The organism is Streptomyces sp. NPDC055506, assembly GCF_053643595.1.
The window spans coordinates 24067-46361 of the sequence record NZ_JBSHKH010000031.1; the positions used below are offsets into that span (position 1 = coordinate 24067).

The 22295-nt window shown below is 70.9% G+C and carries 20 protein-coding genes and 3 tRNA genes; 10 read left to right on the top strand and 13 right to left on the bottom strand.

Translation table 11 applies throughout. From position 1 onward, the window contains the following. The first annotated feature begins 71 nt into the window (after positions 1-71). Both ACWIF2_RS14650 and ACWIF2_RS14655 read left to right on the top strand, forming a co-directional pair. Positions 72-1175 (top strand): Leu/Phe/Val dehydrogenase, encoded by a 1104-nt coding sequence (locus tag ACWIF2_RS14650; RefSeq protein WP_454360603.1) that lies wholly within the window; start codon positions 72-74, stop codon positions 1173-1175. 322 nt (positions 1176-1497) lie between these two features. Continuing rightward, positions 1498-1752 carry a DUF3073 domain-containing protein gene (locus ACWIF2_RS14655; protein WP_193483495.1) on the top strand — a complete coding sequence of 85 codons (255 nt, stop codon included), beginning with the start codon at positions 1498-1500 and terminating at the stop codon, positions 1750-1752. Positions 1753-1832: 80 nt separating this feature from the next. On the opposite strand, the gene purM is transcribed toward ACWIF2_RS14655, so the two are convergent. From purM to purS, 9 genes are all read right to left on the bottom strand, one after another. Beyond that, the gene (purM, locus tag ACWIF2_RS14660; RefSeq protein ID WP_454360604.1) at positions 1833-2912 is read right to left on the bottom strand and encodes a phosphoribosylformylglycinamidine cyclo-ligase; all 1080 of its coding nucleotides are present in this window, start codon (positions 2910-2912) and stop codon (positions 1833-1835) included. A 44-nt stretch (positions 2913-2956) separates the two neighbouring features. Next, entirely contained in the window at positions 2957-4486 is a 1530-nt protein-coding gene (gene purF / locus ACWIF2_RS14665) for an amidophosphoribosyltransferase (RefSeq protein WP_454360605.1), read from the bottom strand. A gap of 63 nt (positions 4487-4549) precedes the next feature. Beyond that, complete coding sequence (locus ACWIF2_RS14670; protein WP_454360606.1) at positions 4550-5326, bottom strand: META domain-containing protein; 777 nt, start codon at positions 5324-5326, stop codon at positions 4550-4552. A 37-nt stretch (positions 5327-5363) separates the two neighbouring features. Further along, positions 5364-6161: a sterol carrier family protein gene (locus ACWIF2_RS14675; RefSeq protein ID WP_454360607.1), complete on the bottom strand. Its 798-nt coding sequence runs from the start codon at positions 6159-6161 to the stop codon at positions 5364-5366. 10 nt (positions 6162-6171) lie between these two features. Beyond that, entirely contained in the window at positions 6172-7005 is an 834-nt protein-coding gene (locus ACWIF2_RS14680; RefSeq protein WP_454360608.1) for a M23 family metallopeptidase, read from the bottom strand. Between the two features lie 28 nt (positions 7006-7033). Further along, entirely contained in the window at positions 7034-7534 is a 501-nt protein-coding gene (locus tag ACWIF2_RS14685; protein WP_454360609.1) for an ArsR/SmtB family transcription factor, read from the bottom strand. Between the two features lie 112 nt (positions 7535-7646). Then, positions 7647-9905 (bottom strand): phosphoribosylformylglycinamidine synthase subunit PurL, encoded by a 2259-nt coding sequence (purL, locus tag ACWIF2_RS14690; RefSeq protein ID WP_454360610.1) that lies wholly within the window; start codon positions 9903-9905, stop codon positions 7647-7649. After that, on the bottom strand, positions 9902-10582 hold the full coding sequence (gene purQ / locus ACWIF2_RS14695; RefSeq protein WP_215120454.1) for a phosphoribosylformylglycinamidine synthase subunit PurQ: 681 nt from the start codon (positions 10580-10582) through the stop codon (positions 9902-9904). Before purQ ends, purL begins: the two co-directional genes overlap by 4 nt. Next, positions 10579-10842 carry a phosphoribosylformylglycinamidine synthase subunit PurS gene (purS, locus tag ACWIF2_RS14700; protein WP_010045045.1) on the bottom strand — a complete coding sequence of 88 codons (264 nt, stop codon included), beginning with the start codon at positions 10840-10842 and terminating at the stop codon, positions 10579-10581. Before purS ends, purQ begins: the two co-directional genes overlap by 4 nt. A gap of 267 nt (positions 10843-11109) precedes the next feature. Here purS and ACWIF2_RS14705 point away from each other — a divergent pair, with 267 nt between their 5' ends. The 8 genes from ACWIF2_RS14705 to ACWIF2_RS14740 all read left to right on the top strand — a co-directional run bounded on the left by ACWIF2_RS14705 (position 11110) and on the right by ACWIF2_RS14740 (position 15782). After that, positions 11110-11427: a histone-like nucleoid-structuring protein Lsr2 gene (locus ACWIF2_RS14705; protein WP_193483505.1), complete on the top strand. Its 318-nt coding sequence runs from the start codon at positions 11110-11112 to the stop codon at positions 11425-11427. A 134-nt stretch (positions 11428-11561) separates the two neighbouring features. After that, a tRNA-Gly gene (locus ACWIF2_RS14710) sits at positions 11562-11633 on the top strand. An 81-nt stretch (positions 11634-11714) separates the two neighbouring features. Beyond that, positions 11715-11787: transfer RNA gene (locus ACWIF2_RS14715), tRNA-Gly, on the top strand. Positions 11788-11917: 130 nt separating this feature from the next. Beyond that, entirely contained in the window at positions 11918-12889 is a 972-nt protein-coding gene (locus ACWIF2_RS14720; protein WP_454360611.1) for an ABC transporter ATP-binding protein, read from the top strand. Next, positions 12886-13713 carry an ABC transporter permease gene (locus tag ACWIF2_RS14725; protein ID WP_454360612.1) on the top strand — a complete coding sequence of 276 codons (828 nt, stop codon included), beginning with the start codon at positions 12886-12888 and terminating at the stop codon, positions 13711-13713. Before ACWIF2_RS14720 ends, ACWIF2_RS14725 begins: the two co-directional genes overlap by 4 nt. Before the next feature lie 22 nt (positions 13714-13735). Beyond that, complete coding sequence (locus tag ACWIF2_RS14730; RefSeq protein WP_454360613.1) at positions 13736-15067, top strand: sensor histidine kinase; 1332 nt, start codon at positions 13736-13738, stop codon at positions 15065-15067. Further along, positions 15064-15684 carry a response regulator gene (locus ACWIF2_RS14735; protein WP_454360614.1) on the top strand — a complete coding sequence of 207 codons (621 nt, stop codon included), beginning with the start codon at positions 15064-15066 and terminating at the stop codon, positions 15682-15684. The genes ACWIF2_RS14730 and ACWIF2_RS14735 overlap by 4 nt, the downstream gene beginning before the upstream one ends. 22 nt (positions 15685-15706) lie before the next feature. Next, positions 15707-15782, top strand: a tRNA-Gly gene (locus tag ACWIF2_RS14740). 247 nt (positions 15783-16029) lie between these two features. On the opposite strand, the gene ACWIF2_RS14745 is transcribed toward ACWIF2_RS14740, so the two are convergent. The 4 genes from ACWIF2_RS14745 to purD all read right to left on the bottom strand — a co-directional run bounded on the left by ACWIF2_RS14745 (position 16030) and on the right by purD (position 22154). Then, complete coding sequence (locus ACWIF2_RS14745; RefSeq protein WP_454360615.1) at positions 16030-16929, bottom strand: phosphoribosylaminoimidazolesuccinocarboxamide synthase; 900 nt, start codon at positions 16927-16929, stop codon at positions 16030-16032. A 68-nt stretch (positions 16930-16997) separates the two neighbouring features. After that, positions 16998-18473 (bottom strand): N,N-dimethylformamidase beta subunit family domain-containing protein, encoded by a 1476-nt coding sequence (locus ACWIF2_RS14750; RefSeq protein ID WP_454360617.1) that lies wholly within the window; start codon positions 18471-18473, stop codon positions 16998-17000. Between the two features lie 280 nt (positions 18474-18753). Beyond that, entirely contained in the window at positions 18754-20583 is a 1830-nt protein-coding gene (locus tag ACWIF2_RS14755) for a hypothetical protein (RefSeq protein ID WP_454360655.1), read from the bottom strand. A gap of 320 nt (positions 20584-20903) precedes the next feature. Beyond that, entirely contained in the window at positions 20904-22154 is a 1251-nt protein-coding gene (gene purD, locus ACWIF2_RS14760; protein ID WP_454360619.1) for a phosphoribosylamine--glycine ligase, read from the bottom strand. Positions 22155-22295: the final 141 nt, after the last annotated feature.

Below are 22295 nucleotides of genomic sequence, written 5' to 3' on the forward strand. Positions count from 1 at the left end.
TGCTCAACAGCTCCCGCCACCCACACGGGAGCCCAGCCCCACCCGCCGCAACTTACTCAGGAGTCACCACAGTGACCGACGTAGCCGGCGCGCCTGCTGATGTACTGCACACCCTGTTCCACTCGGACCAGGGGGGTCATGAGCAAGTCGTGCTCTGCCAGGACCGCGCGAGCGGCCTCAAGGCCGTCATCGCCATCCACTCCACCGCCCTGGGCCCCGCGCTCGGCGGTACGCGCTTCTACCCGTACGCGAACGAGGCGGAGGCCGTCGCCGACGCGCTGAACCTCGCGCGCGGCATGTCGTACAAGAACGCCATGGCCGGTCTCGACCACGGCGGCGGCAAGGCCGTGATCATCGGCGACCCGGAGCGGATCAAGAGCGAGGAGCTGCTCCTCGCCTACGGCCGCTTCGTGGCCTCCCTCGGCGGCCGCTACGTCACCGCCTGCGACGTCGGTACGTACGTGGCCGACATGGACGTCGTGGCCCGCGAGTGCCGCTGGACGACCGGCCGCTCCCCCGAGAACGGCGGCGCCGGGGACTCCTCCGTGCTCACCGCCTACGGCGTCTACCAGGGCATGCGCGCCTCCGCCCAGCACCTGTGGGGCGACCCGACGCTGCGCGCGAAGCGGATCGGCATCGCCGGTGTCGGCAAGGTCGGCCACCACCTGGTGGAGCACCTGGTGAAGGAGGGCGCCGAGGTCTTCGTCACGGACGTGCGCGAGGACGCCGTGCGCCGGATCACCGAGCGGCACCGGGACGTGATCGCCGTCAAGGACACCGACGAGCTGATCCGGATCGACGGGCTGGGCATCTACGCCCCCTGTGCGCTGGGCGGCGCCCTGGACGACGACACCGTGCCCGTGCTGACCGCCGAGGTGGTCTGCGGGGCCGCCAACAACCAGCTCGCCCACCCGGGTGTGGAGAAGGACCTCGCCGACCGCGGGATCCTCTACGCGCCGGACTACGTGGTGAACGCCGGCGGTGTCATCCAGGTGGCCGACGAGTTGCACGGCTTCGACTTCGAGCGGTGCAAGACCAAGGCGGCGAAGATCTACGACACGACGCTGGCCATATTCGCACGTGCGAAGGAGGACGGCATTCCGCCGGCCGCCGCGGCCGACCGGATCGCCGAGCAGCGGATGCACGACGCGGCCATGGCCCGCCGGGCGCGCTGAACCGGAGGCGGAAACGGGACTGACCCGGAGGGGTCTCGTACGTTTGGCCGGTACCCGTCGGTGGGCAGTTAGAGAGAACTCTCACTTCTACCGGCGGGTCGACCGCCGATAAGTGGTTAAAATCGCGGTTGACCAGCGAGGACGGGGCGCCTCGAGGGTCCTGGGCGCGGGCACGTCATGCGGGCGACGTACCGTATGGGCGCGGGCTCAGGTACCGTGGAAGCCCTACGGACACGGTCTCTCTGCGGAGAGTCCGTGCCGGACCATGAACGCGTGTCAAGACTCTGGGGCCGTCGAGCCCCGTCGTTGAGGGGGTCGAGCCATGGGGCGCGGCCGGGCCAAGGCCAAGCAGACGAAGGTCGCCCGCCAGCTGAAGTACAACAGCGGTGGGACTGACCTCTCACGCCTGGCCGAGGAGCTGGGTGCATCGCCTTCGAATCCGCAGCCGCCTAACGGCGAGCCGGTGGTCGAGGACGATGATCAGGACGAGGACCTGTACGCACGGTACGCCGACCTCTATGAGGACGACGACGAAGATGAGGACGACCAGTCCTCACAACACCGTCGCGGCGCTTGACCCTGCACTGAGCACTCACCCGGTCGGTGACTCCGGTCACCGACCGGGTTCTGTGCTGCCCGCAGGGTTACGACCGTGCCTCAGCTCGCGTAGTCACCGATCAGGGCGGCGCCGGTGGTGTGCTCGCCCCGGTCCGTGATCTCGCCTGCCACCCAGGCGTCCACACCACGGTCGGCCAGAGTCGTCAGGGCCACGTCCGTGGACTCCTGCGGCACGATCGCGATCATGCCCACGCCCATGTTCAGGGTCTTCTCCAGCTCCAGGCGCTCGACCTGACCCGTCCGGCCGACGAGGTCGAAGATCGGGGCCGGGGTCCAGGTGGAGCGGTCGACGATCGCGTGCAGGCCGTCCGGGATCACCCGGGCGAGGTTCGCCGCGAGTCCGCCGCCGGTGATGTGGCTGAAGGCGTGCACCTCGGTGGTGCGCATCAGGGCCAGGCAGTCCAGCGAGTAGATCTTCGTCGGCTCCAGCAGCTCCTCACCGAGGGTGCGGCCGAGCTCGTCGATGTGGGCGTCCAGCGCGAGACCCGCCTGGTTCAGCAGCACATGCCGGACGAGGGAGTACCCGTTCGAGTGAAGACCGGAGGCCGCCATGGCGATCACCGCGTCACCCGTACGGATACGATCCGCGCCCAGCAGCCGGTCGGCCTCCACGACACCCGTGCCGGCGCCGGCGACATCGAAGTCGTCCTCGCCGAGCAGGCCCGGGTGCTCGGCGGTCTCGCCGCCGACCAGGGCGCAGCCGGCCAGTACACAGCCCTCGGCGATGCCCTTGACGATGGCGGCGACCCGCTCGGGGTGGACCTTGCCGACACAGATGTAGTCGGTCATGAACAGCGGCTCGGCGCCGCAGACCACGATGTCGTCCATGACCATGGCGACCAGGTCGTGGCCGATCGTGTCGTAGATCCCGAGCTGGCGGGCGATGTCGACCTTGGTGCCGACCCCGTCCGTGGCGGAGGCGAGCAGAGGACGCTCGTAGTTCTTCAGGGCGGAGGCGTCGAAGAGGCCGGCGAAGCCGCCGAGGCCGCCGAGGACCTCGGGGCGCTGGGCCTTCTTCACCCACTCCTTCATGAGTTCTACGGCGCGGTCGCCCGCTTCGATGTCGACGCCCGCGGCTGCGTAGCTGGCGCCGCCCTCGGCACTGTGGGTCTCAGACATGGCTGTGAGAGCTTTCGTGTCGTACGGCAGGTGATACGGGCTGACTACGGGCGGCGGATCGCGTCGGCGGCGGCCGTGGCGGCCGGGCCGGCGGCCAGCTCGGTCTCCAGGAGCTGCTTGCCGAGCAGCTCGGGGTCCGGGAGCTCCATCGGGTATTCGCCGTCGAAGCAGGCGCGGCAGAGGTTCGGCTTGGCGATGGTGGTCGCCTCGATCATGCCGTCGATGGAGATGTACGCCAGGGAGTCGGCGCCCATCGAAGTGCCGATCTCGTCGACGGTCATGCCGTTGGCGATGAGCTCGGCGCGGGTGGCGAAGTCGATGCCGAAGAAGCAGGGCCACTTCACGGGCGGCGAGGAGATCCGGATGTGGACCTCGGCGGCGCCGGCCTCGCGGAGCATGCGGACCAGGGCCCGCTGGGTGTTGCCGCGCACGATCGAGTCGTCGACGACGACCAGGCGCTTGCCCTTGATGACTTCCTTGAGGGGATTCAGCTTCAGACGGATGCCGAGTTGGCGGATGGTCTGTGAGGGCTGGATGAAGGTGCGGCCGACGTAGGCGTTCTTCACCAGGCCGGAGCCGAAGGGGATGCCGGACGCCTCCGCGTAGCCGATGGCGGCGGGGGTGCCGGACTCCGGGGTCGCTATGACGAGGTCGGCGTCGACCGGGGCTTCCTTGGCGAGCTTGCGGCCCATCTCCACGCGGGAGAGGTAGACGTTCCGGCCGGCGATGTCGGTGTCCGGGCGGGCCAGATACACGTACTCGAAGACACAGCCCTTGGGCTTCGCTTCCGCGAATCGAGAGGTGCGCAGGCCGTTCTCGTCGATGGCGACGAACTCGCCCGGCTCGATCTCGCGGACGTAGGAGGCGCCGCAGATGTCGAGGGCCGCGGACTCGGAGGCCACGACCCAGCCGCGCTCCAGGCGGCCGAGGACCAGCGGGCGGATGCCCTGCGGGTCGCGGGCCGCGTACAGCGTGTGCTCGTCCATGAAGACGAGGGAGAAGGCGCCCTTGACCTGCGGGAGGACGCTGTGGGCGGCCTCCTCGATGGTCAGCGGCTTGCCGTCCTCGTCGACCTGGGCCGCGAGGAGCGCGGTGAGCAGGTCGGTGTCGTTGGTCGCCGCGACGCGCGGGGTGCGGCCGCCCTCCTGCTTGGGCAGGTCGGCGACCATCTCGGCGAGCCGGGCGGTGTTGACCAGGTTGCCGTTGTGGCCGAGCGCGATGGAGCCGTGCCCGGTGGCACGGAACGTCGGCTGGGCGTTCTCCCACACGGAGGCACCGGTGGTCGAGTAACGGGCGTGTCCGACCGCGATGTGTCCCTGGAGCGAGCCGAGGGAGGTTTCGTCGAAGACCTGGGAGACCAGGCCCATGTCCTTGAAGACAAGGATCTGAGAGCCGTTGCTGACCGCGATTCCCGCGGATTCCTGGCCTCGATGCTGGAGGGCGTAGAGCCCGAAGTACGTGAGCTTGGCGACCTCTTCGCCCGGAGCCCAGACACCGAAGACGCCACAAGCGTCCTGGGGGCCCTTCTCACCGGGGAGCAGGTCGTGGTTGAGTCGTCCGTCACCACGTGGCACGCCACCGAGTGTAGGCGAGGTCGACCACTGGTCCGAATTGGGGATAACGGACTTTTTGGTGGATCACTGTGCGGCGACGGCTCGCACACTCGTACCGTTCTCGCTGGTCAGCGTCAGAGTTTGATGATCGACTCCGTACTTCAGCTTCCCGTCGAAAAGTCGCAGCAGGGTCTTCTCGCCTGCCATGAGTGAGTCTTCGCACATCATGCGGGTCGTGGCCGGAGGGCCCAGGGTGATACTGCCGTCGCGCACGGTGGCCTTGGCGTTGACCTTGTTGCAGCCGAGGCTTCCGGAGACGGTGCCCTTCTTCTCGTCGAAGGTGAGATGGGCGCGGCCGTCGGCCTCCGGGGTCGTGACGGTCCACTTGGTGCCGCTGAGCTCGGCGTCCTCGGCCTTGGTGAGACGGACGGTGTCGCCCTTTTCGGTGGTGAGGGTGAGGCGGTCGCCGTCCACCTTCGCCTTGAACTCCTGGTCGGAGAGCGTGCGAGCGAGGGCCTCCTCGAAGTCCATGGGCTTGTTCTGGCAGGCCATCTCGGTGGCCATGGTCTTGCTGAGCCGGATGCGGTCGCCTTCGACGGTGGCGTCGGCGCCGAAGTTGTTGCAGCCGAAGCTGCCCTCGGCCCGGCCCTTGTCGATGGTCACGTGGGCGCCGGTGGGTGCCTTCTGGGTCTTGCCGTCCGCGGTGACGCTGTCCACGCTCCACCGCATGCCGGTCACCGTCGGCTTGTCGGCACCGACCGAACCACTGCCGCTGTCCGCCTTCTCACTGCCGCAGGCCGCCATGAGCGGGACGAGCATGGCGGCGGCCGTCAGGGTCATGCGCTGCTTCTGCCTGTCCATGCCACTTCGACGGGGGACCCGGGGGGATCGGTTCCCCTTATGTCATCAGCGGCAGGTAGGGGGACAGGTCCGCGCGCTCTCCACTGGCGCTGACCTGCGCGTCCTGGAGCGCCTGCGGCCAGGCCAGCCGCCCGGTCGCCAGCCGGATCCAGGTGAGCGGGTCCGTCTCGACGACGTTGGGCGGGGTGCCCCGGGTGTGCCTCGGACCCTCCACGCACTGCACGACCGCGTACGGCGGCACCCGCACCTCCGTCGAGCCGCCGGGCGCCTTCGCCGCGAGCGCGTCGGCGAGCAGCCGGGTGCAGGCGGCGAGGGCCTGACGGTCGTAGGGGATGTCCAGGCCGGGGACGGCGGCGTTGAGGTCGTCGGTGTGGACGACGAGTTCGACGGTGCGGGTGACGACGTAGTCGGCCAGGGGGAGCGCGCCCGTACTGGTGGGGAGCAGCCGGCCGGTGGGGTGCGCGTCGAGGTTCGCGGTGAAGCGGTGCTCGGCGCCGGCGAGGTGGGCGTCGAGGTCCGGGTGCTCCTCGGACAGGCGGCGGGCGGTGCCGGCGATGGCGGGGGCGTCGTCGGCGATGGCGAAGGGCCAGTCGAGCAGCCGGCCGTCCTGCCGCGCGGGCTCGGGCTCCCCGAGCAGCCGGTCCACGGCGTCCAGGGCCATGGCGCAGTGCGCGACCAGCTCGCGCACGGACCAGTCGCCGAGGCGCGTGGGCAGGGCCAGCCGGTCGGGGCCGAGGGTGGCCACGGACCGGCGTATGTTCCCGAACTGGGCGAGCACGGCGGCTCGGGTCTTGGCGGGGTCGTAGGCGCGGGGGCGCTTCTTGGCCGGAGGCATGGGGGTCAGCCTAGGCACGGGCTATGACAGTCGGGGGTGCCTCGAAGGTCTCGCCGTTGCGGGGCACGCCGATGCCCTGCCAGGTGAAGGGGAGCCCGCGGGCCGCGTCCGGGTCCGGGGCGTCCATCAGCTGGAAGTGGAGGTGCGGCTCGGAGGAATTGCCGGAGTTGCCGCAGCGGGCGAGCGGTTGTCCGGCCTGGACGCGGTCGCCCTCGCGGACGGTGAGGGAGCCGCGTTGCAGGTGGGCGTAGGCGGCGTAGGTGCCGTTGCCGAGGTCGAGGACTATGTGGTTGCCGAGGATGCGGCTGACTCCGGACATCTCTCGTACCGAGCCTTCGGCGAGCATCAGGTACAGCAAGCCGAGCAGCGAGTTGCGGCTGAGGTGGTCGCGCTGCCCGTCCGCGGCCCGTACGACCGTGGCGTCGGCGACCGCGAGGATCTCGGCGCCGAAGGCCGGGAAGTCCTGCGGTCGGCGGGCGAGCGGCCACAGCCACCGGAAGGCGGGGCGGGAGCCCGGCTCGGGCTCGGCGAGGATGTCGATGGCGTACGTCTGCCCGTGGACATGGACCCCGTGGCTCGGGGTGCGGTCGGCCGGGCTGTTCAGCGCGGACCAGCGGCCGGTCACGGGCGGGGCGACTTCGAGGGGTTCCCGGGCCCGGCGCGGGCTGTCCGGGGCGCCGCCCCACCGGTTGGCGACGGCGACGACGGCGTAGGCCAGGAGCAGCACCAGGCAGTTCCACAGGATGGGGTAGCCCCAGCCGAGGCAGATGTGGGCGATCACCAGGCCGATGAAGGCCAGCTGCAGGCCCTGGAAGGCCACCGTGCCGAGCTTGTGTGCGGACATCCCGTCCCCCGTTTCCTCTTCCTCGCCGCTACGGCCTGGCCGTCGCCACCGCCACCAGCAGCGGTACGACGCGCTGGGCCGGCACCTCGTAGCGGCCCCGGCCGGTGGTGTGCAGCCAGCCGGTGCCGGTGAGCTGGCGCAGGTGGTGGTAGATCTGGCCGGTCGTGCCGACCTCGTCCAGCTCGGCGAGTTCGGCCGCGGTGCGCCGGCCGCCGAGGATCTCGCGGAGCAGCCGGAGCCGGACCGGGTGACCGAGCGCCGCGAACGACTCGGCGGCCGCCGTCCAGTCCTCCTCCAGCAGCCCCTCTGTCAGGGCTCCCATCTGCCACGCGTAGGGCTCGCCGGTCGGCAGGCGCACCGAGCCGGTGTAGAGGACGCCTCCGTCGGTGGCCCCCAGCTCGGACAGCTGCTCCCGCAGCCCGTTCAGGGCCCAGAAGTCGCCCCCTTCCATGCGGGGGCCGGTGCTGCGGGTGCCTTCCAGGGCCGCCAGACGGCGCTCCAGGTCGGCTACACGTTCTTCGAGTTCCACTCCTCCAACATTACGGAACTACGTAATTACGTGCAAGGTTCCGTGGGGCATGCGAGAACACCGAGGCCCCCGCCCGGCGAACCGGACGGGGGCCTCGTGACGTACGGCCGGCTTACGCCAGCAGCGCCGGGATCGTCGCCTCGTGCGTCTCGCGCAGCTCGGACAGGGAGAGCGCGAACTCGCCCTGGACGTCCACGGAGTCACCGTCGACGACACCGATGCGGGTGGCAGGGAGGCCCCGCGCACCGCACATGTCGTTGAAGCGGAGCTCCTCGGAGCGCGGCACGGCCACGACCGCGCGGCCCGCCGACTCGGAGAAGAGGAAGGTGAAGGCGTCCAGACCGTCCGGGACGATCAGGCGGGCGCCCTTGCCGCCCAGCAGCGCCGACTCGACGACCGCCTGGATCAGACCGCCGTCGGACAGGTCGTGCGCGGAGTCGATCATGCCGTCGCGGGAGGCGGCGATCAGGATCTCGGCGAGCAGCCGCTCGCGCTCCAGGTCGACCTTGGGCGGCAGGCCGCCGAGGTGGTCGTGCACGACCTGGGACCAGGCCGAACCGCCGAACTCCTCACGCGTGTCGCCGAGGAGGTAGAGCAGCTGCCCCTCCTCCTGGAAGGCGACCGGTGTGCGTCGGGCCACGTCGTCGATCACGCCGAGCACTGCGACCACCGGGGTCGGGTGGATGGCCGCCTCGCCCGTCTGGTTGTAGAGGGAGACGTTGCCGCCGGTCACCGGGGTGCCCAGCTGCTGACAGGCGTCGGCCAGACCGCGCACGGCCTCCGCGAACTGCCACATCACCGCCGGGTCCTCGGGCGAGCCGAAGTTCAGGCAGTCGGAGACGGCGAGCGGCTTCGCGCCGGTCGTGGCGACGTTGCGGTACGCCTCCGCCAGCGCGAGCTGCGCGCCCGTGTACGGGTCGAGCTTCGCGTAGCGGCCGTTGCCGTCCGTGGCGATGGCGACACCGAGGCCGCTCGACTCGTCCACGCGGATCATGCCGGAGTCCTCCGGCTGGGCGAGAACCGTGTTGCCCTGCACGAAGTGGTCGTACTGCGAGGTGATCCAGGACTTGGAGGCCTGGTTCGGGGAGCCGACCAGCTTCAGGACCTGGTCCTTCAGTTCCGCCGACGTCTCCGGCCGGGGCAGCTTGTTCGCGTCGTCCGCCTGGAGCTCGTCCTGCCAGGACGGGCGGGCGTAGGGGCGCTCGTAGACCGGGCCCTCGTGCGCGACCGTGCGCGGGTCGACGTCGACGATCTTGCCGCCGTGCCAGTAGATCTCCAGGCGGTCGCCGTCGGTCACCTCACCGATGACGGTGGCGATGACGTCCCACTTCTCGCAGATCTCCAGGAAGCGGTCGACCTTCTCCGGCTCGACGACCGCGCACATGCGCTCCTGCGACTCGCTCATGAGGATTTCCTCGGGAGAGAGAGTCGAGTCCCGCAGGGGTACGTCGTCCAGCGTCACGCGCATGCCGCCCGAGCCGTTCGACGCCAGCTCGCTCGTCGCGCAGGACAGGCCCGCCGCGCCGAGGTCCTGGATGCCGACGACCAGCTTCTCGGCGAAGGCCTCCAGGGTGCACTCGATGAGGAGCTTCTCCTGGAAGGGGTCGCCGACCTGGACGGCCGGGCGCTTGCTCGGCTTCGCGTCGTCGAAGGTCTCGGAGGCGAGGATCGAGGCGCCGCCGATGCCGTCACCGCCGGTCCGGGCCCCGTAGAGGATGACCTTGTTGCCCGCGCCGGACGCCTTCGCGAGGTGGATGTCCTCGTGCCGCATGACGCCGATGGCACCGGCGTTGACCAGCGGGTTGCCCTGGTAGCAGGCGTCGAAGACGACCTCGCCGCCGACGTTGGGCAGGCCGAGGCAGTTGCCGTAGCCGCCGATGCCCGCGACGACACCCGGCAGGACGCGCTTGGTGTCGGGGTGGTCGGCGGCGCCGAAGCGCAGCGGGTCGACGACGGCGACGGGCCGCGCGCCCATGGCGATGATGTCGCGGACGATGCCGCCGACACCCGTGGCCGCGCCCTGGTAGGGCTCGACGTACGACGGGTGGTTGTGCGACTCCACCTTGAAGGTGACCGCGTAGCCCTGGCCGACGTCGACGACACCGGCGTTCTCGCCGATGCCGACGAGCATCGCGTCGGACTCGGGGGCCTTCTCGCCGAACTGGCGCAGGTGCACCTTGCTGCTCTTGTACGAGCAGTGCTCCGACCACATCACCGAGTACATGGCGAGCTCGGCCCCGGTGGGACGACGGCCGAGGATCTCCACGACCCGCTCGTACTCGTCCTTCTTCAGGCCGAGTTCGGCCCAGGGCAGCTCGACGTCGGGGGTCTCGGCCGCGTGCTCGACCGTGTCCAGAGGCGTCCGGCTCATGCGTTGACCAGCTTCTTGAGGATCGAGGTGAAGAACGGGAGGCCGTCGGTACGGCCCGTACCGATCAGCGGCTCGACGGCGTGCTCGGGGTGCGGCATGAGGCCGACCACGTTTCCGGCCGCGTTGGTGACGCCGGCGATGTCCCGCTGCGAGCCGTTGGGGTTGAAGTCCAGGTACCGGAACGCGACACGGCCCTCGGCCTCGAGCTGGTCGAGCGTGTACGCGTCGGCGACGTACTGCCCGTCGTTGTTCTTCAGCGGGATGTGGATCTCCTGGCCGGCCGTGTAGTCGGTGGTCCAGGAGGTCTCGGCGTTCTCCACCCGCAGCTTCTGGTCACGGCAGATGAAGTGCAGGTGGTCGTTGCGCAGCATCGTGCCCGGCAGCAGATGGGCCTCGGTGAGGATCTGGAAGCCGTTGCAGATGCCGAGCACCGGCAGACCGGCCTTCGCCTGCTCCAGCAGGGGCTCCATCACCGGCGAGAAACGGGCGATGGCCCCGGCGCGCAGATAGTCGCCATAGGAGAAACCACCGCACAACACCACGGCGTCGACCTGCTTGAGGTCCTTGTCCTTGTGCCAGAGTGCGACCGGCTCGGCGCCCGCGACCCGGATCGCGCGCTGCGTGTCCCGGTCGTCCAGACTGCCGGGAAAAGTGACGACGCCAATACGAGCGGTCACTTCACGGCCTCCGCGACTTCCTCGACCCGGACGGTGAAGTCCTCGATCACGGTGTTCGCGAGGAAGGACTCCGCAAGATCGTGAATGCGGGCGAGGGCGGCCTCGTCGACCGGCCCGTCAACTTCCAGTTCGAAACGCTTTCCCTGGCGGACGTCCGAGATCCCCTCGAAACCCAGCCGCGGCAGTGCGCGCTGCACCGCCTGGCCCTGGGGGTCGAGGATCTCCGGCTTGAGCATGACGTCGACTACGACGCGTGCCACTGGCACTCCCGGTGTGTGGTGCTGAGCAGGTCCCTTCAGACTACCCGCACAAAATTTCTACGCGCGTCGACTTGTAGGAAACTACGTGACGGTCATCACGATCCCGCATCGACGGGTCCACACACGAAAATTTCCGGGAAAGATTCCGGGTCGTCACCCGAAACCTATTGCGTTCGGACACGCGGAAGGATTTAGTCGGGCTTCACAATGCATTGCACGGCACTGTACAAATGAATTGGCAAGTGCCGCAGGAAGGGACCGATATTCGTGGCGCAGAAGGTCGTGGTCACTCTCTTTGACGACATCGACGGCTCGGAAGCGGCGGAAACGATCGCTTTCGGACTGGACGGCAAGTCGTACGAGATCGACCTGAACGAAGGCAATGCCGACGAACTGCGGAAGGCGCTCGCGCCATACGTGGAGGCCGGCCGCAAGCGGTCCCGCTCGGGCAAGGCGTACCGGCAGACGGAGGTCGCCCCCGACCCCTCGGCCGTACGGGCCTGGGCCCAGGCCAACAAGATGGAGGTCCCCGCGCGCGGGCGCATCCCCAAGAAGGTCTACGAGGCGTTCACGGCCGCCCAGTGACGGCCCCGTGAGCCCCGCCCGACGGCCGGCCATCCGCCCCTCACGGCAACCGACTTGCGCAGCACCCCGGCTGATCAGTTAGAGTCTGGAGCACGCCGAGGGGCGAGGCCGAAAGGCCCAGCTCACGGAAACATGCGGGTGTAGTTCAGTAGTAGAACATCCCCCTTCCAGGGGGAAGGCGCAGTGTGCGATTCCTGTCACCCGCTCTGCATCACCGTACCGACCACTCCTGTGGATCAGGTAGGCTGGTGCCCGCACCGATCGGTGAGAGCCGGTCGGGGGCAATTGCGGACGTAGCTCAGCTGGTAGAGCGCAACCTTGCCAAGGTTGAGGTCGCGAGTTCGAACCTCGTCGTCCGCTCGGGAATGAGACCCCGGTCCTGATGGACCGGGGTCTTTTCGTGTTCATCGCGGGTTCGTCTGACATTTGTCATGCCGGGTGATGACAGCGCGCACTGCCGAGGGGCCCGCCGGGGCGGAACGCTGAAGGCATGGAAAACAACGGACGCGAACACGTGATTGAGGTCACTGACCTGCGGCGTGTGTACGGGGGCGGGTTCGAGGCGGTGAGCGGAATCAGCTTTTCCGTACGCCGCGGGGAGATCTTCGCGCTGCTGGGCACCAACGGCGCGGGCAAGACGTCGACCGTCGAACTGCTGGAGGGACTCGCGGCGCCGGCGGGCGGCCGGGTGCGGGTCCTCGGGCACGACCCGTACACCGAGCGGGCGCTCGTCCGGCCCCGCACCGGGGTCATGCTCCAGGAAGGCGGTTTCCCGTCCGAGCTGACCGTCGCGGAGACCACGCGGATGTGGGCGGGGTGCGTGAGCGGAGCCCGGCCGCCGGCGGAGGTCCTGGCGCTGGTCGGACTGGAGTCGAAGGCCGGCGTCCGGGTCAAGCAGTTGTCCGGCGGGCAGCGGCGCCGCCTGGATCTGGCGCTCGCCCTGCTCGGCCACCCCGAGGTGCTCTTCCTGGACGAGCCGACCACCGGACTGGACGTCGAAGGCCGCCGGGAAACGTGGGAGTTGGTGAGCGCGCTGCGCGACGGCGGCACGACGGTGCTGCTGACCACGCACTACCTGGAGGAGGCCGAGAACCTCGCCGACCGGCTGGCGATCATGCACGAGGGCCGCATCGCCACCACCGGGACCCCGGCCGAGGTGACCGCCGCCGAGCCGTCGCGGATCTCCTTCGAACTGCCCGACGGTTACTTCGTGGGCGATCTGCCGCCGCTCGGGGAACTGGGCGTGACCGGGCACGAGACCGACGGCCGGATCGTCCGGCTCCGCACCCATGAACTGCAGCGCGCGGCCACCGGTCTGCTGCTGTGGGCCGAGCGGGCCCGGGTGGAACTGCGCCGGCTGGACGTGCGGTCGGCCTCCCTGGAGGAGGCGTTCCTCGGGATCGCCAAGGAGGCATCGGCGGGGCGGGCCCCGGCAGGGACGACGAAGGAGTACGCGGCATGAGTGCCACCCACACGACACCCCCCACGACGCCCCGCCCGGCGACCGGCACGAGAGCCGCGGGCACCACGCCGGTGAGCCGCATGACAGCACTCGCCCGCGCCGAGCTGACCCTGCTCGGACGGAGCAGGGGCGCGCTCGTCGCCGCGCTGTTCGTGCCGGTGGTGATGCCGGTCAGCGTGCGGTCGGCGGCCCAGGAGATGGACCTCGCGGAGGCGGGCCTGAACGCCGGCACCCTGGTGCTGCCCGCCGCGGTCGGCTTCTCCCTGCTGTTCGCCGTCTACTCGGTGCTCGTCGGCGTCTTCGTCGTCCGGCGTGAGGAACTCGTCCTCAAGCGGCTGCGCACCGGTGAGCTGCGGGACGCCGAGATCCTGGCCGGCTCCGCCACACCCGCCGCCGTCACCGGGCTCGTGCAGTGCCTGCTGCTCGCGGCGGGCTGCACCGTGCTGCTGGACATGTCCGCGCCGTCCGCGCTCCATCTGGCCGTCGTGGGCCTGCTGTTGGGGCTTGTGCTGTGCGCCGCCCTCGCCGCGGTCACCGCCAGTTTCACCCGAACCGGCGAGAGTGCCCAGGTCACGCCCATGCCGCTGCTGGTCGTCTCGATGATGGGCTCCGGCATGTTCGTCCCGCTGGAGCTGCTGCCGGACCGGCTGGCCTCCCTGTGCGAACTGCTGCCGCTGACGCCCGTCGTCACCCTGGTGCGCGGCGGCTGGACCGGCGACCTGTCGGCGTACGAGGCGCTGGGCGCCGTGGCGACGGCGGTGGCCTGGACCGTCGTGTCGGTGTTTGCTGTACGGCGGTGGTTCCGCTGGGAACCGCGGCGCTGACCGGAGGGGGAGGTACGGGCTGATGCGCGGGCCGGGCGGGTGGTGGCGGCGGCAGACCACACCGGAGAAGGTCGAGACGTACACGCGGTGGTCCTTCCAGTCCTTCGCGGTGACCGAGTTCGTCATGGTCGGGCTCATGGCCGCGGTCCCGCTGGGCAATTGGCTCGGGGCCGGGCTGCTGCTCATGTCGGCTGTGCACGCCGCGATCTGCCTGGTCACCGTGTCGCGGTCGCTGGACTGGACGCGCGGCAGGCGGCGGCAGCCCGTCCGGCTGCTGTGGACGCTGGCCGCCGTGACCGCCGTGTTCGGCGCCGTCGCGATCGGCATCGCCGACCACGGGCCGGGCGGCGAAAGCGTGGACAACGCCGCGAACGGGGCCGTCGGGGTCATCGGCATCATCGGGATCGGGACCATTGCCCTCGGTGTCCGCCGGCGGCGGCATGTGTTCGCGATCGTCGTGGGCTTCGCGTCGGTCTCCTGGCTCGTGGCGCTCACCCGGGGCACCCCGCTGAGCGAATCGCTCTTCGCGGCGTTGATGGCGCTGCTCGGCGGCGGAGTACTCGCCTTCACGGCCGTCGTCTCCGTGTGGCTGCTCGACATCGTCTACGAACTCGACGAGGCACGCGAGACCCGGACCCGGCTCGCCGTCGCCGAGGAGCGGCTCCGGTTCGGGCGTGATCTGCACGACGTCATGGGGCGGAACCTCGCCGTGATCGCGCTCAAGAGCGAACTGGCCGTGCAGCTGGCCCAGCGGGGACGACCGGAGGCCGTGGCGCAGATGGTCGAGGTGCAGCGGCTCGCGCACGAGTCGCAGCGCGAGGTGCGGGAGGTCGTCCGCGGCTACCGCGAGGCCGACCTCGGGACGGAACTCGCCGGGGCGCAAGGGGTGCTGGCCGCGGCCGGCATCGACTGCACGGTGAGCGGGGCGACGGCGGCCGGGCTGCCGGTCGCGGTGCAGTCCGCCCTGGGGTGGGTGGTGCGGGAGGCCGCGACGAATGTCCTGCGGCACGGGGACGCGCGGCGGTGCGCGGTGCGGTTGCGGGTGATGGAGGGACGCGTGGTGCTGTCGGTGGAGAACGACGGAGTGGAGAGCGATGGGAAGGAGGGGGACGGGGTGGCCACAGGGGCCGGGGCGATCGGCTCTTCCGGCTCGGGGATCGCCGGGTTGCGGGAGCGGCTGGCGGAGATCGACGGGACGTTGGAGGCCGGGCCCGCGGGGCGAGGGCTGTTCCGGCTGACGGCGGAGATTCCGCTGCCGTCGGCAGCCGGCCCCGCTGACCCCTCTGCCCCGGCCGCCCCCTCCGGCCCGGCGTCCGTCCCCACCGTGGGCCCCGTGAGTGAGGTCACACCATGACCGGCGCAGAGCCCGTACGGCTGCTGCTCGCCGACGACGAGCACCTCATCCGCGGGGCGCTCGCCGCGCTGCTGTCGCTGGAGGACGACCTCATGGTCGTCGCCGAGGCGGCCACCGGGCCGGAGGCGATGGCGATGGCCCGGGCGCACGAGCCCGACGTCGCCGTACTGGATCTCCAGATGCCCGGCGCCGACGGTGTGAAGGTCGCCACATCCCTGCGCGCCGAACTGCCCGGCTGCAAGGTGCTCATCGTCACCAGCCACGGGCGGCCCGGGCATCTCAAGCGGGCGCTGGAGGCCGGGGTGCGGGGGTTCGTGCCGAAGACCGTGAGCGCGCAGCGGCTCGCGGAGCTCATCCGTACCGTGCACGCCGGCAACCGTTACGTCGACCCGGAGTTGGCCGCCGACGCGATCGCCGCCGGGGACTCGCCGCTGACCGCGCGGGAGGCCGAGGTGCTGGAACTCGCCGCCGACGGGGCACCCGTTGCGGAGATCGCCGAGCGGGCCGCGCTCTCGCAGGGGACCGTGCGGAACTATCTGTCGTCGGCGGTGTCGAAGCTCGGGGCGGAGAACCGGCATGCGGCGGTGCGGCTCGCACGGGAGCGAGGTTGGGTATAGTGGTTCCCGCGCCACGGCGCATGCGAACGTAGCTCAGTTGGTAGAGCGCAACCTTGCCAAGGTTGAGGTCGCGAGTTCGAACCTCGTCGTTCGCTCCAGATGAGGAAGCCCCCCGGTTCCGGCCGGGGGGCTTCTTCTTGTCTTGCGCCGGACGCGGCCTAGGGCCTGTCGTTTGGATCACGTTGCAGGGAACCGGCGGTATCTCGTGATTGCCGGTGAGCGGGGTCTGGTGCGTGCAGCTGCAAGGCGGAGGAGGGCGGCGATGCGGAGCATCGGCAACCGACGACAACGCGGCAGATGCGCGTGCCAGACCCCGCGTCTGCGGCGTGATCCAAACGACAGGCCCTAGGCCCAGGTCAGGCCCGTGAGGCGCTCGTACGCCTCCACGTACTTGGCGCGGGTGGCGTCCACGACCTGCTGCGGCAGCGCCGGCGGGGGCTGCTCGCTCCTGCGGTCCCAGCCGGACTCCGCCGAGGTCAGCCAGTCGCGGACGAACTGCTTGTCGTACGACGGCTGCGCGCGGCCCGGCTGCCACTGGTCGGCCGGCCAGAAACGGGAGGAGTCCGCGGTGAGGACCTCGTCCGCGAGGACCAGGTCGTCACCGTCGAAGCCGAACTCGAACTTCGTGTCCGCGAGGATGATGCCCCGCTCCCGGGCGATGTCCCGGCCCCGGGCGTAGACGGCGAGGGTCGCCTGGCGCAGTCGGGCCGCGGTGTCCGCGCCGACCTGGCGGGCGACCTCCTCGTAGGAGACGTTCTCGTCGTGCTCGCCGACGGCGGCCTTGGTGGCCGGGGTGAAGATCGGCGCGGGCAGTTCGCTGCCGTCGACCAGGCCCTCGGGGAGGGCGAGGCCGCAGACCGTGCGGGTCTCGTTGTACTCGACCAGGCCCGAGCCGGTGAGGTACCCGCGGGCCACGCACTCCACGGGGACCATCTGCAGGGACTTGCAGACCAGCGTGCGGCCCGCCCAGTCGGCCGGGGCGCCGGCGGGCAGTTCGGTGCTCAGGACGTGGTTCGGGACCAGGTCGGCGAGCTGGTCGAACCACCACAGGGAGAGCTGCGTGAGGACCCGGCCCTTGTCCGGGATCTCGGTCGGCAGCACCCAGTCGTACGCGGAGATGCGGTCGCTGGCGACCATCACGAGGTCGCCCGCCTCGTTCTGGTACAGCTCGCGCACCTTGCCGGTGTGCAGATGCACCAGACCTGGAACCTGGATCGGCTCGGGCTTTTCGACGAATCCGGACACGGTGCCTCCCCGTGGTTCTGTCCAATGGCTTGATTCTCCCGTATCCACGGGTGATCACGGACAGTGGGTCAGTCACGTTTGCAGATGCGGTCAAGGAGGTTTGCGGTGGCGCGCTGGATTCGGGGGTCGACGTGGCCCGGGCGGTCCAGGGCCGGGGTCCATGCGAACGTTCCGGATGCGAAGACCCAGGCGCCGGAGGGGGCGCGGTAGAGAGAGGTCTCCTGGTGGCGCTGGGCGCCTTCCTTGTCGGTGTACGGGGAGTGCGCGAGCAGCATGCGCTCCTCGTGCTCGGGCAGCGGGGTGCGCGGGAAGTAGCGGTCGGCCTCGCCCGCGACCAGGTCGGCGATCTCGTCGCCCTCGTGCGCGCCGGAGGCCTCCCACAGCCAGTGACCGGCGTTGCGCACGATCAGGGGCCCCGGCTCCGGGACATGCCCCGCGTACTGGATGCCGATGAGCTGCTGCTCCGCCCGGTCGATCTCCCGCCACAGCACCGGCTTCCCCGGGCCCCGGCGTTTGCGGCAGGTCAGCAGGCGGTCGGGGACGCCGGACGGGGAGGGGCCCAGTTCCACCTGCCAGTACATGGAGTTGGCGGAGAGGAAGACGAGCGAGGTGCCGGCGTCGCGGGCGAGCTCCACACTGCCGCGCATGGCGGCCGACCAGTACTCGTCGTGGCCCGGGAAGACCAGACCGCGGTAGCGGGTGGGGTCGACGCGGCCCGCGTGCAGGTCGCTCGCCGTCGCGTAGGCGATGTCGTAGCCGTAGCGCTCGGCCCAGCGGATGAAGTCGTAGGCGTGGCCGACGTGGAGCGGCAGGCCGGCGCCCGCGTAGGGACGGTCGAAGGAGACCGTCGTGGCTGCCTCCGACTCGCCCAGCAGCCGGCCCTTCTCGTCCCAGGCGTGGTAGAGGCTGGCGCCGGTGCGGCCGTCCTCCGGGTAGAGGTTGTACGCCTGCCAGGTGATGTCGGGCAGGACGAGGAGCAGGTCGGCGGGCTGGTCGTGGCGGACCGTGAACGGGACGTGGGAGCGGTAGCCGCCGGCGGTGGTGAGGACGGCGACGTATGCGCCGATGTTCCAGTACGAGGGGACCTGGAGCCGCCAGGAGAGCCACCAGTGGTGGCAGGAGACTGTACGGTCCGCGGTGAGCGGCGCGGGCTGGACGATGCCGGACAGCCGCGGGCTGGTCGTGATCTTGGCGGCGCCGTCACCGCCGTAGTGGCCGATGCGGTAGATGTCGACGCCGAACTCCTGGGGCGGGTCGACGGTGATGTGGAAGTCGATGGCCTCGCCGGGCGCGACCGCGCCGGTGGAGGTGAAGCCCTTGATCTGGCGGTTGACGTCGTCGGCCGCGCGGGGGCCGTTGGAGCGGGTGGCCTTCCTCGGGGCGTGGGGCGCGTCCTGGTCCACGTACCAGGGGACGACCTGGCCGGTGTCGTCGAAGTACGTCACCGTGCCGCGCAGCCATGGAACGGGGCCCTGCCCGAAGGGATCCGTCACGGCGTGCGCCAGCGCTCCCGACTCCCAGCGGCGGATCTGCTCCGAAGCCATGGCTGCTTCCCCTCCCCTTCGCCCCCGTGGTGGTGCCTGCCGGTGTGATGCGTGCGGTCTGTGTGTGAGTGCGTGGTGCGTGCCTGCGTGGTGCGTGCGTGGTGCGGGCGTGGTGCGTGCGTGGTGCGTGCGTCCTCTGCGGTGCGGTCGCGCTTATGTGCTTGTCGTATGTCGTCAGCCCTTGCCATGCGCTCGAACGGTCCAAGCACATCACATAACGCACGCACTTCGTCACTGTTCGTTTCGAATTGGCCAGAAGTGGAAGCGGGAGCTCCGGCGGTCAGACGAGCCGGACCGGCTTCTCCGGGCGTATCCCCAGCTCGGCCAGCCAGGCGCGCAAGGGGGTGGGGTCGCCCTCCTCGATCAGGGTGAGGATTTTGGGCGCGAGATCGGAGGTGCGCTCGCCGTTGTGGAGGAGCGTGGGGCCGTCCAGCCAGTCCAGGCCGGGCGTCGCTCCGGCGGTGTCCATCGCGGCACAGCAGATCATCGCCGTGAGGTGGTCGGCGAGCAGTTCACGGGCGGTGCGCGGGGGCTGGAGGGGGAAGAGGGGGAGGGCTCGGTCGTCCCAGAGGGCGAGGGGGTCCGGGGTGACCGGGGTAGCCGGGGAGCCGGCGGCCGGTGAGGCCGTGGTCGAGGAGGCGGCGCTGGAGGCGGCGGTCGACGGGCGGGGCGTCGCGGCGGCCTCTTCGCCGGCCAGTTCGGCGCTGAGGCGGGCGGCCAGATTCGCGCTGCGGGGGGTGGTGCCGGAGAGGTCTTCTTCGTCTTCGTCTGCGTCGTCGTTGAGGGGAGGCGGTGGTTCCGGGGTTCCGGTGGGGAAGGGAGGCGCTTCGCCGGCCGGGTCCGTCAGGTGGTCCAGGACGCGGGACAGGGTCGGGCTGCTGGTGGCGGGGGCCGCGGGGCCGGTGGCGGGGCGGACGCCCATCGCGTCCAGGACGCGGTGGAGCCGGGCGGCGTCGATGCGCCATCTGCGGTCCACGACCTCCTCCGGATACTCGCTCCAGTCCACCGGCGACCAGTCGGGCCCGGGGCCTGCGGGTCCGCCGTGGAAAAGGCGGGCGGCGAGGAGGGAGGCGGACTCGTCGACCGCGCCCGGCTCCTCGAGCAGATCGCAGGCGGGCCGCTCCCCGAGACGGGACGCGAAACCCTCGGCCAGGCGGTCGCGCCGGGACAGCTCCGTGAGCGCCGCGACCACGCCGGCGTCCAGCCGGGACGGCCAGCGGCCCATCCGCCAGGCGGGCAGCGCGACCCGGGTCAGCAGCCGGTCCCAGCCCGCGTACGCCAGGCCCACCTGCTCCTGGGCGACGATCCGCAGCCCGTAATCCACAGCCTGTGCACGCTCCGCGGCCGCGGCCGCCACGCCCCGCTCCAGCTCGGCGGCATGAAGGCGGCAGCTGCGCAGCAGCAGCCGGGCCACCCAGCCGACGCCGGCCAGCACGGCCCGCGACACCGGGTCGCGGCGGGGCGCCGAGGTCACGGCCACCGCGGCGTCGAGGCCCCGGACGAAGCGCCGGGCCGCGGCTATGTCCGGGTGGGCGGAGGGGCCCGTACCGGCGACGACCGGGGCGAGGACCGCGCGCAGCTCGCCGACCCGCATCCACCACAGGAAGGGCGAGCCGATGACGAGGACCGGCGCGACCGGGTGCCGACGGTGCGCGTGCTTCCCCGCGCCCGCTATGTCGTCGTGCTCCTCGGCCGGCGGCGGTCCGTGGGCCGGGTGGGTGCGGTCCTCCAGCCAGCTGTCGCAGTCCGGCGTGAGCGCTATCGCGGAGGGTGCGGGGACCTCGAGGCGGTCGGCCAGGTCGCGCACCATCCGGTACAGGTCGGGAGCCGCCTCCTCCGCGATCGGGACGGTCGGGCTCATGGCCGGACGGGCCCGGGCGACGACCAGGGCGATCCCGGCGGCGGCGAGCAGCACGAGGACGGCGACCGGTGTCAGGACCCAGCGGGCGGCGTCCCAGCCGGGGCCGACGAGACGGCCGGAGAAAGCCCCCGCGAGCAGGATCACGGCGACGGCCGCGGGCAACAGGGCGACGGCCAGCGCGCGGCTGCGGATGCGCAGCACGACCAGTGCCCGTGCCCGCGCGACCTGCGCTCCTGCCTCCACACCCATTCCGGTCACGACCGACCTCACCCCCTCCCCGTTGACCTGACGCTTTCCTTGCTCACTCCCCCACTGTGGCACCCGCCACTGACATCGCAATGCCGGTGGGCCAAGTGCCGGAACGCTTGCGCCGCACCCTAGTTGGGGCTCAGCCCCCCGTCAGCCGGATAGGGCATCGGTCACTCGATGGAATGGCTTTGGGGAGAGGTGGATGACGGAAAGCGAGGGTCAGGCCCGCACCTGCCGAAAACTTCAGGCCCCGGATCCTGAGACGGATCCGGGGCCTGTGAGGTTCATCGGCGGCGGGGTGGTTTCCCCGGTGCTGAGTGTTACGCGCCCGCCGCCTTCGCGGCGATGTCGGTGCGGTGCTGGGAGCCGTCGAGGCGGATGCGGCCGACGGCCGTGTAGGCGCGGTCGCGGGCCTCGGTGAGGTCCTTGCCGGTGGCCGTGACGGACAGGACGCGGCCGCCCGCGCTGACGATGGCGTCCCCGTCGTTCCTGGTGCCGGCGTGCAGTACGTACGCGTGCGGGGCGTCCTGCGCGGCGACCTCGTCGAGGCCGGTGATCGGGTCGCCGGTGCGCGGGGTGCCGGGGTAGTTGTGCGAGGCGACGACCACGGTCACGGCCGCCTCGTCGCTCCAGCGCAGCGGCTCCAGGTGGGCGAGGTTGCCGGTGGCGGCGGCCATCAGGAGGCCGGCCAGCGGCGTCTTCAGACGGGCCAGGACGACCTGGGTCTCCGGGTCGCCGAAGCGGGCGTTGAACTCGATCACGCGGACACCGCGGGAGGTGATCGCGAGACCGGCGTAGAGCAGGCCGGAGAACGGCGTGCCACGGCGCTGCATCTCGTCCACGGTCGGCTGCAGGACCGTCTGCAGCACCTCGTCGACCAGCTTCGGGTCGGCCCACGGCAGTGGGGAGTACGCCCCCATGCCGCCGGTGTTCGGCCCTTCGTCGCCGTCCAGCGCGCGCTTGAAGTCCTGGGCGGGCTGGAGCGGCACGACCGTCTCGCCGTCGGTGACGGCGAACAGGGAGACCTCGGGGCCGTCGAGGTACTCCTCGATGACCACGCGCTCGCAGGCGGCGGCGTGGGCCCGGGCCGCTTCGAGGTCGTCGGTGACGACGACGCCCTTGCCGGCGGCGAGGCCGTCGTCCTTGACGACGTACGGGGCGCCGAAGGCGTCGAGAGCTGTGTCGATCTCGTCCGCCGTGGTGCAGACGTACGAGCGTGCCGTGGGCACCTCGGCCGCCGCCATGACGTCCTTCGCGAAGGCCTTGGAGCCCTCGAGCTGCGCGGCCGGGCCGGACGGGCCGAAGACCGGGATACCCGCCTCGCGCACGGCGTCGGCCACACCGGCGACCAGCGGGGCCTCCGGGCCGACGATCACGAGCTCCGCGCCGAGGCGGGTGGCCAGCGCGGTGACGGCGGCGCCGTCCAGGGCGTCGACCTGGTGCAGCTCGGCGACCTCGGCGATGCCGGCGTTGCCGGGGGCGCAGTGCAGCGCGGTGACGTCGGGGTCGAGGGACAGCGAGTGACACAGGGCGTGTTCGCGGGCGCCGGTGCCGATGACGAGGACCTTCACGGGGGTCAGCCTAACGGGAAGCGCCGGGTTTTCTTTGTGCGGGCTTCCGAAGGGGGTGGGGGTGTGGGCTTGGAGGTTTCTCCGAAGCGGGGTGTCTCCGACAGGGTGGCTCGGGCTCGGTCGTGTCTCCGACGGGGTGGC

Coding starts and splice junctions, on each gene's coding strand:
- ACWIF2_RS14655 (WP_193483495.1), top strand. CDS start 1,498: ATGGGGCGCGGCCGGGCCAAGGCCAAGCAGACGAAGGTCGCCCGCCAG.
- purM (WP_454360604.1), bottom strand. CDS start 2,912: ATGTCTGAGACCCACAGTGCCGAGGGCGGCGCCAGCTACGCAGCCGCG.
- ACWIF2_RS14670 (WP_454360606.1), bottom strand. CDS start 5,326: ATGGACAGGCAGAAGCAGCGCATGACCCTGACGGCCGCCGCCATGCTC.
- ACWIF2_RS14675 (WP_454360607.1), bottom strand. CDS start 6,161: ATGCCTCCGGCCAAGAAGCGCCCCCGCGCCTACGACCCCGCCAAGACC.
- ACWIF2_RS14680 (WP_454360608.1), bottom strand. CDS start 7,005: ATGTCCGCACACAAGCTCGGCACGGTGGCCTTCCAGGGCCTGCAGCTG.
- purL (WP_454360610.1), bottom strand. CDS start 9,905: ATGAGCCGGACGCCTCTGGACACGGTCGAGCACGCGGCCGAGACCCCC.
- ACWIF2_RS14720 (WP_454360611.1), top strand. CDS start 11,918: ATGGAAAACAACGGACGCGAACACGTGATTGAGGTCACTGACCTGCGG.
- ACWIF2_RS14725 (WP_454360612.1), top strand. CDS start 12,886: ATGAGTGCCACCCACACGACACCCCCCACGACGCCCCGCCCGGCGACC.
- ACWIF2_RS14730 (WP_454360613.1), top strand. CDS start 13,736: ATGCGCGGGCCGGGCGGGTGGTGGCGGCGGCAGACCACACCGGAGAAG.
- ACWIF2_RS14735 (WP_454360614.1), top strand. CDS start 15,064: ATGACCGGCGCAGAGCCCGTACGGCTGCTGCTCGCCGACGACGAGCAC.
- ACWIF2_RS14750 (WP_454360617.1), bottom strand. CDS start 18,473: ATGGCTTCGGAGCAGATCCGCCGCTGGGAGTCGGGAGCGCTGGCGCAC.
- ACWIF2_RS14755 (WP_454360655.1), bottom strand. CDS start 20,583: ATGGGTGTGGAGGCAGGAGCGCAGGTCGCGCGGGCACGGGCACTGGTC.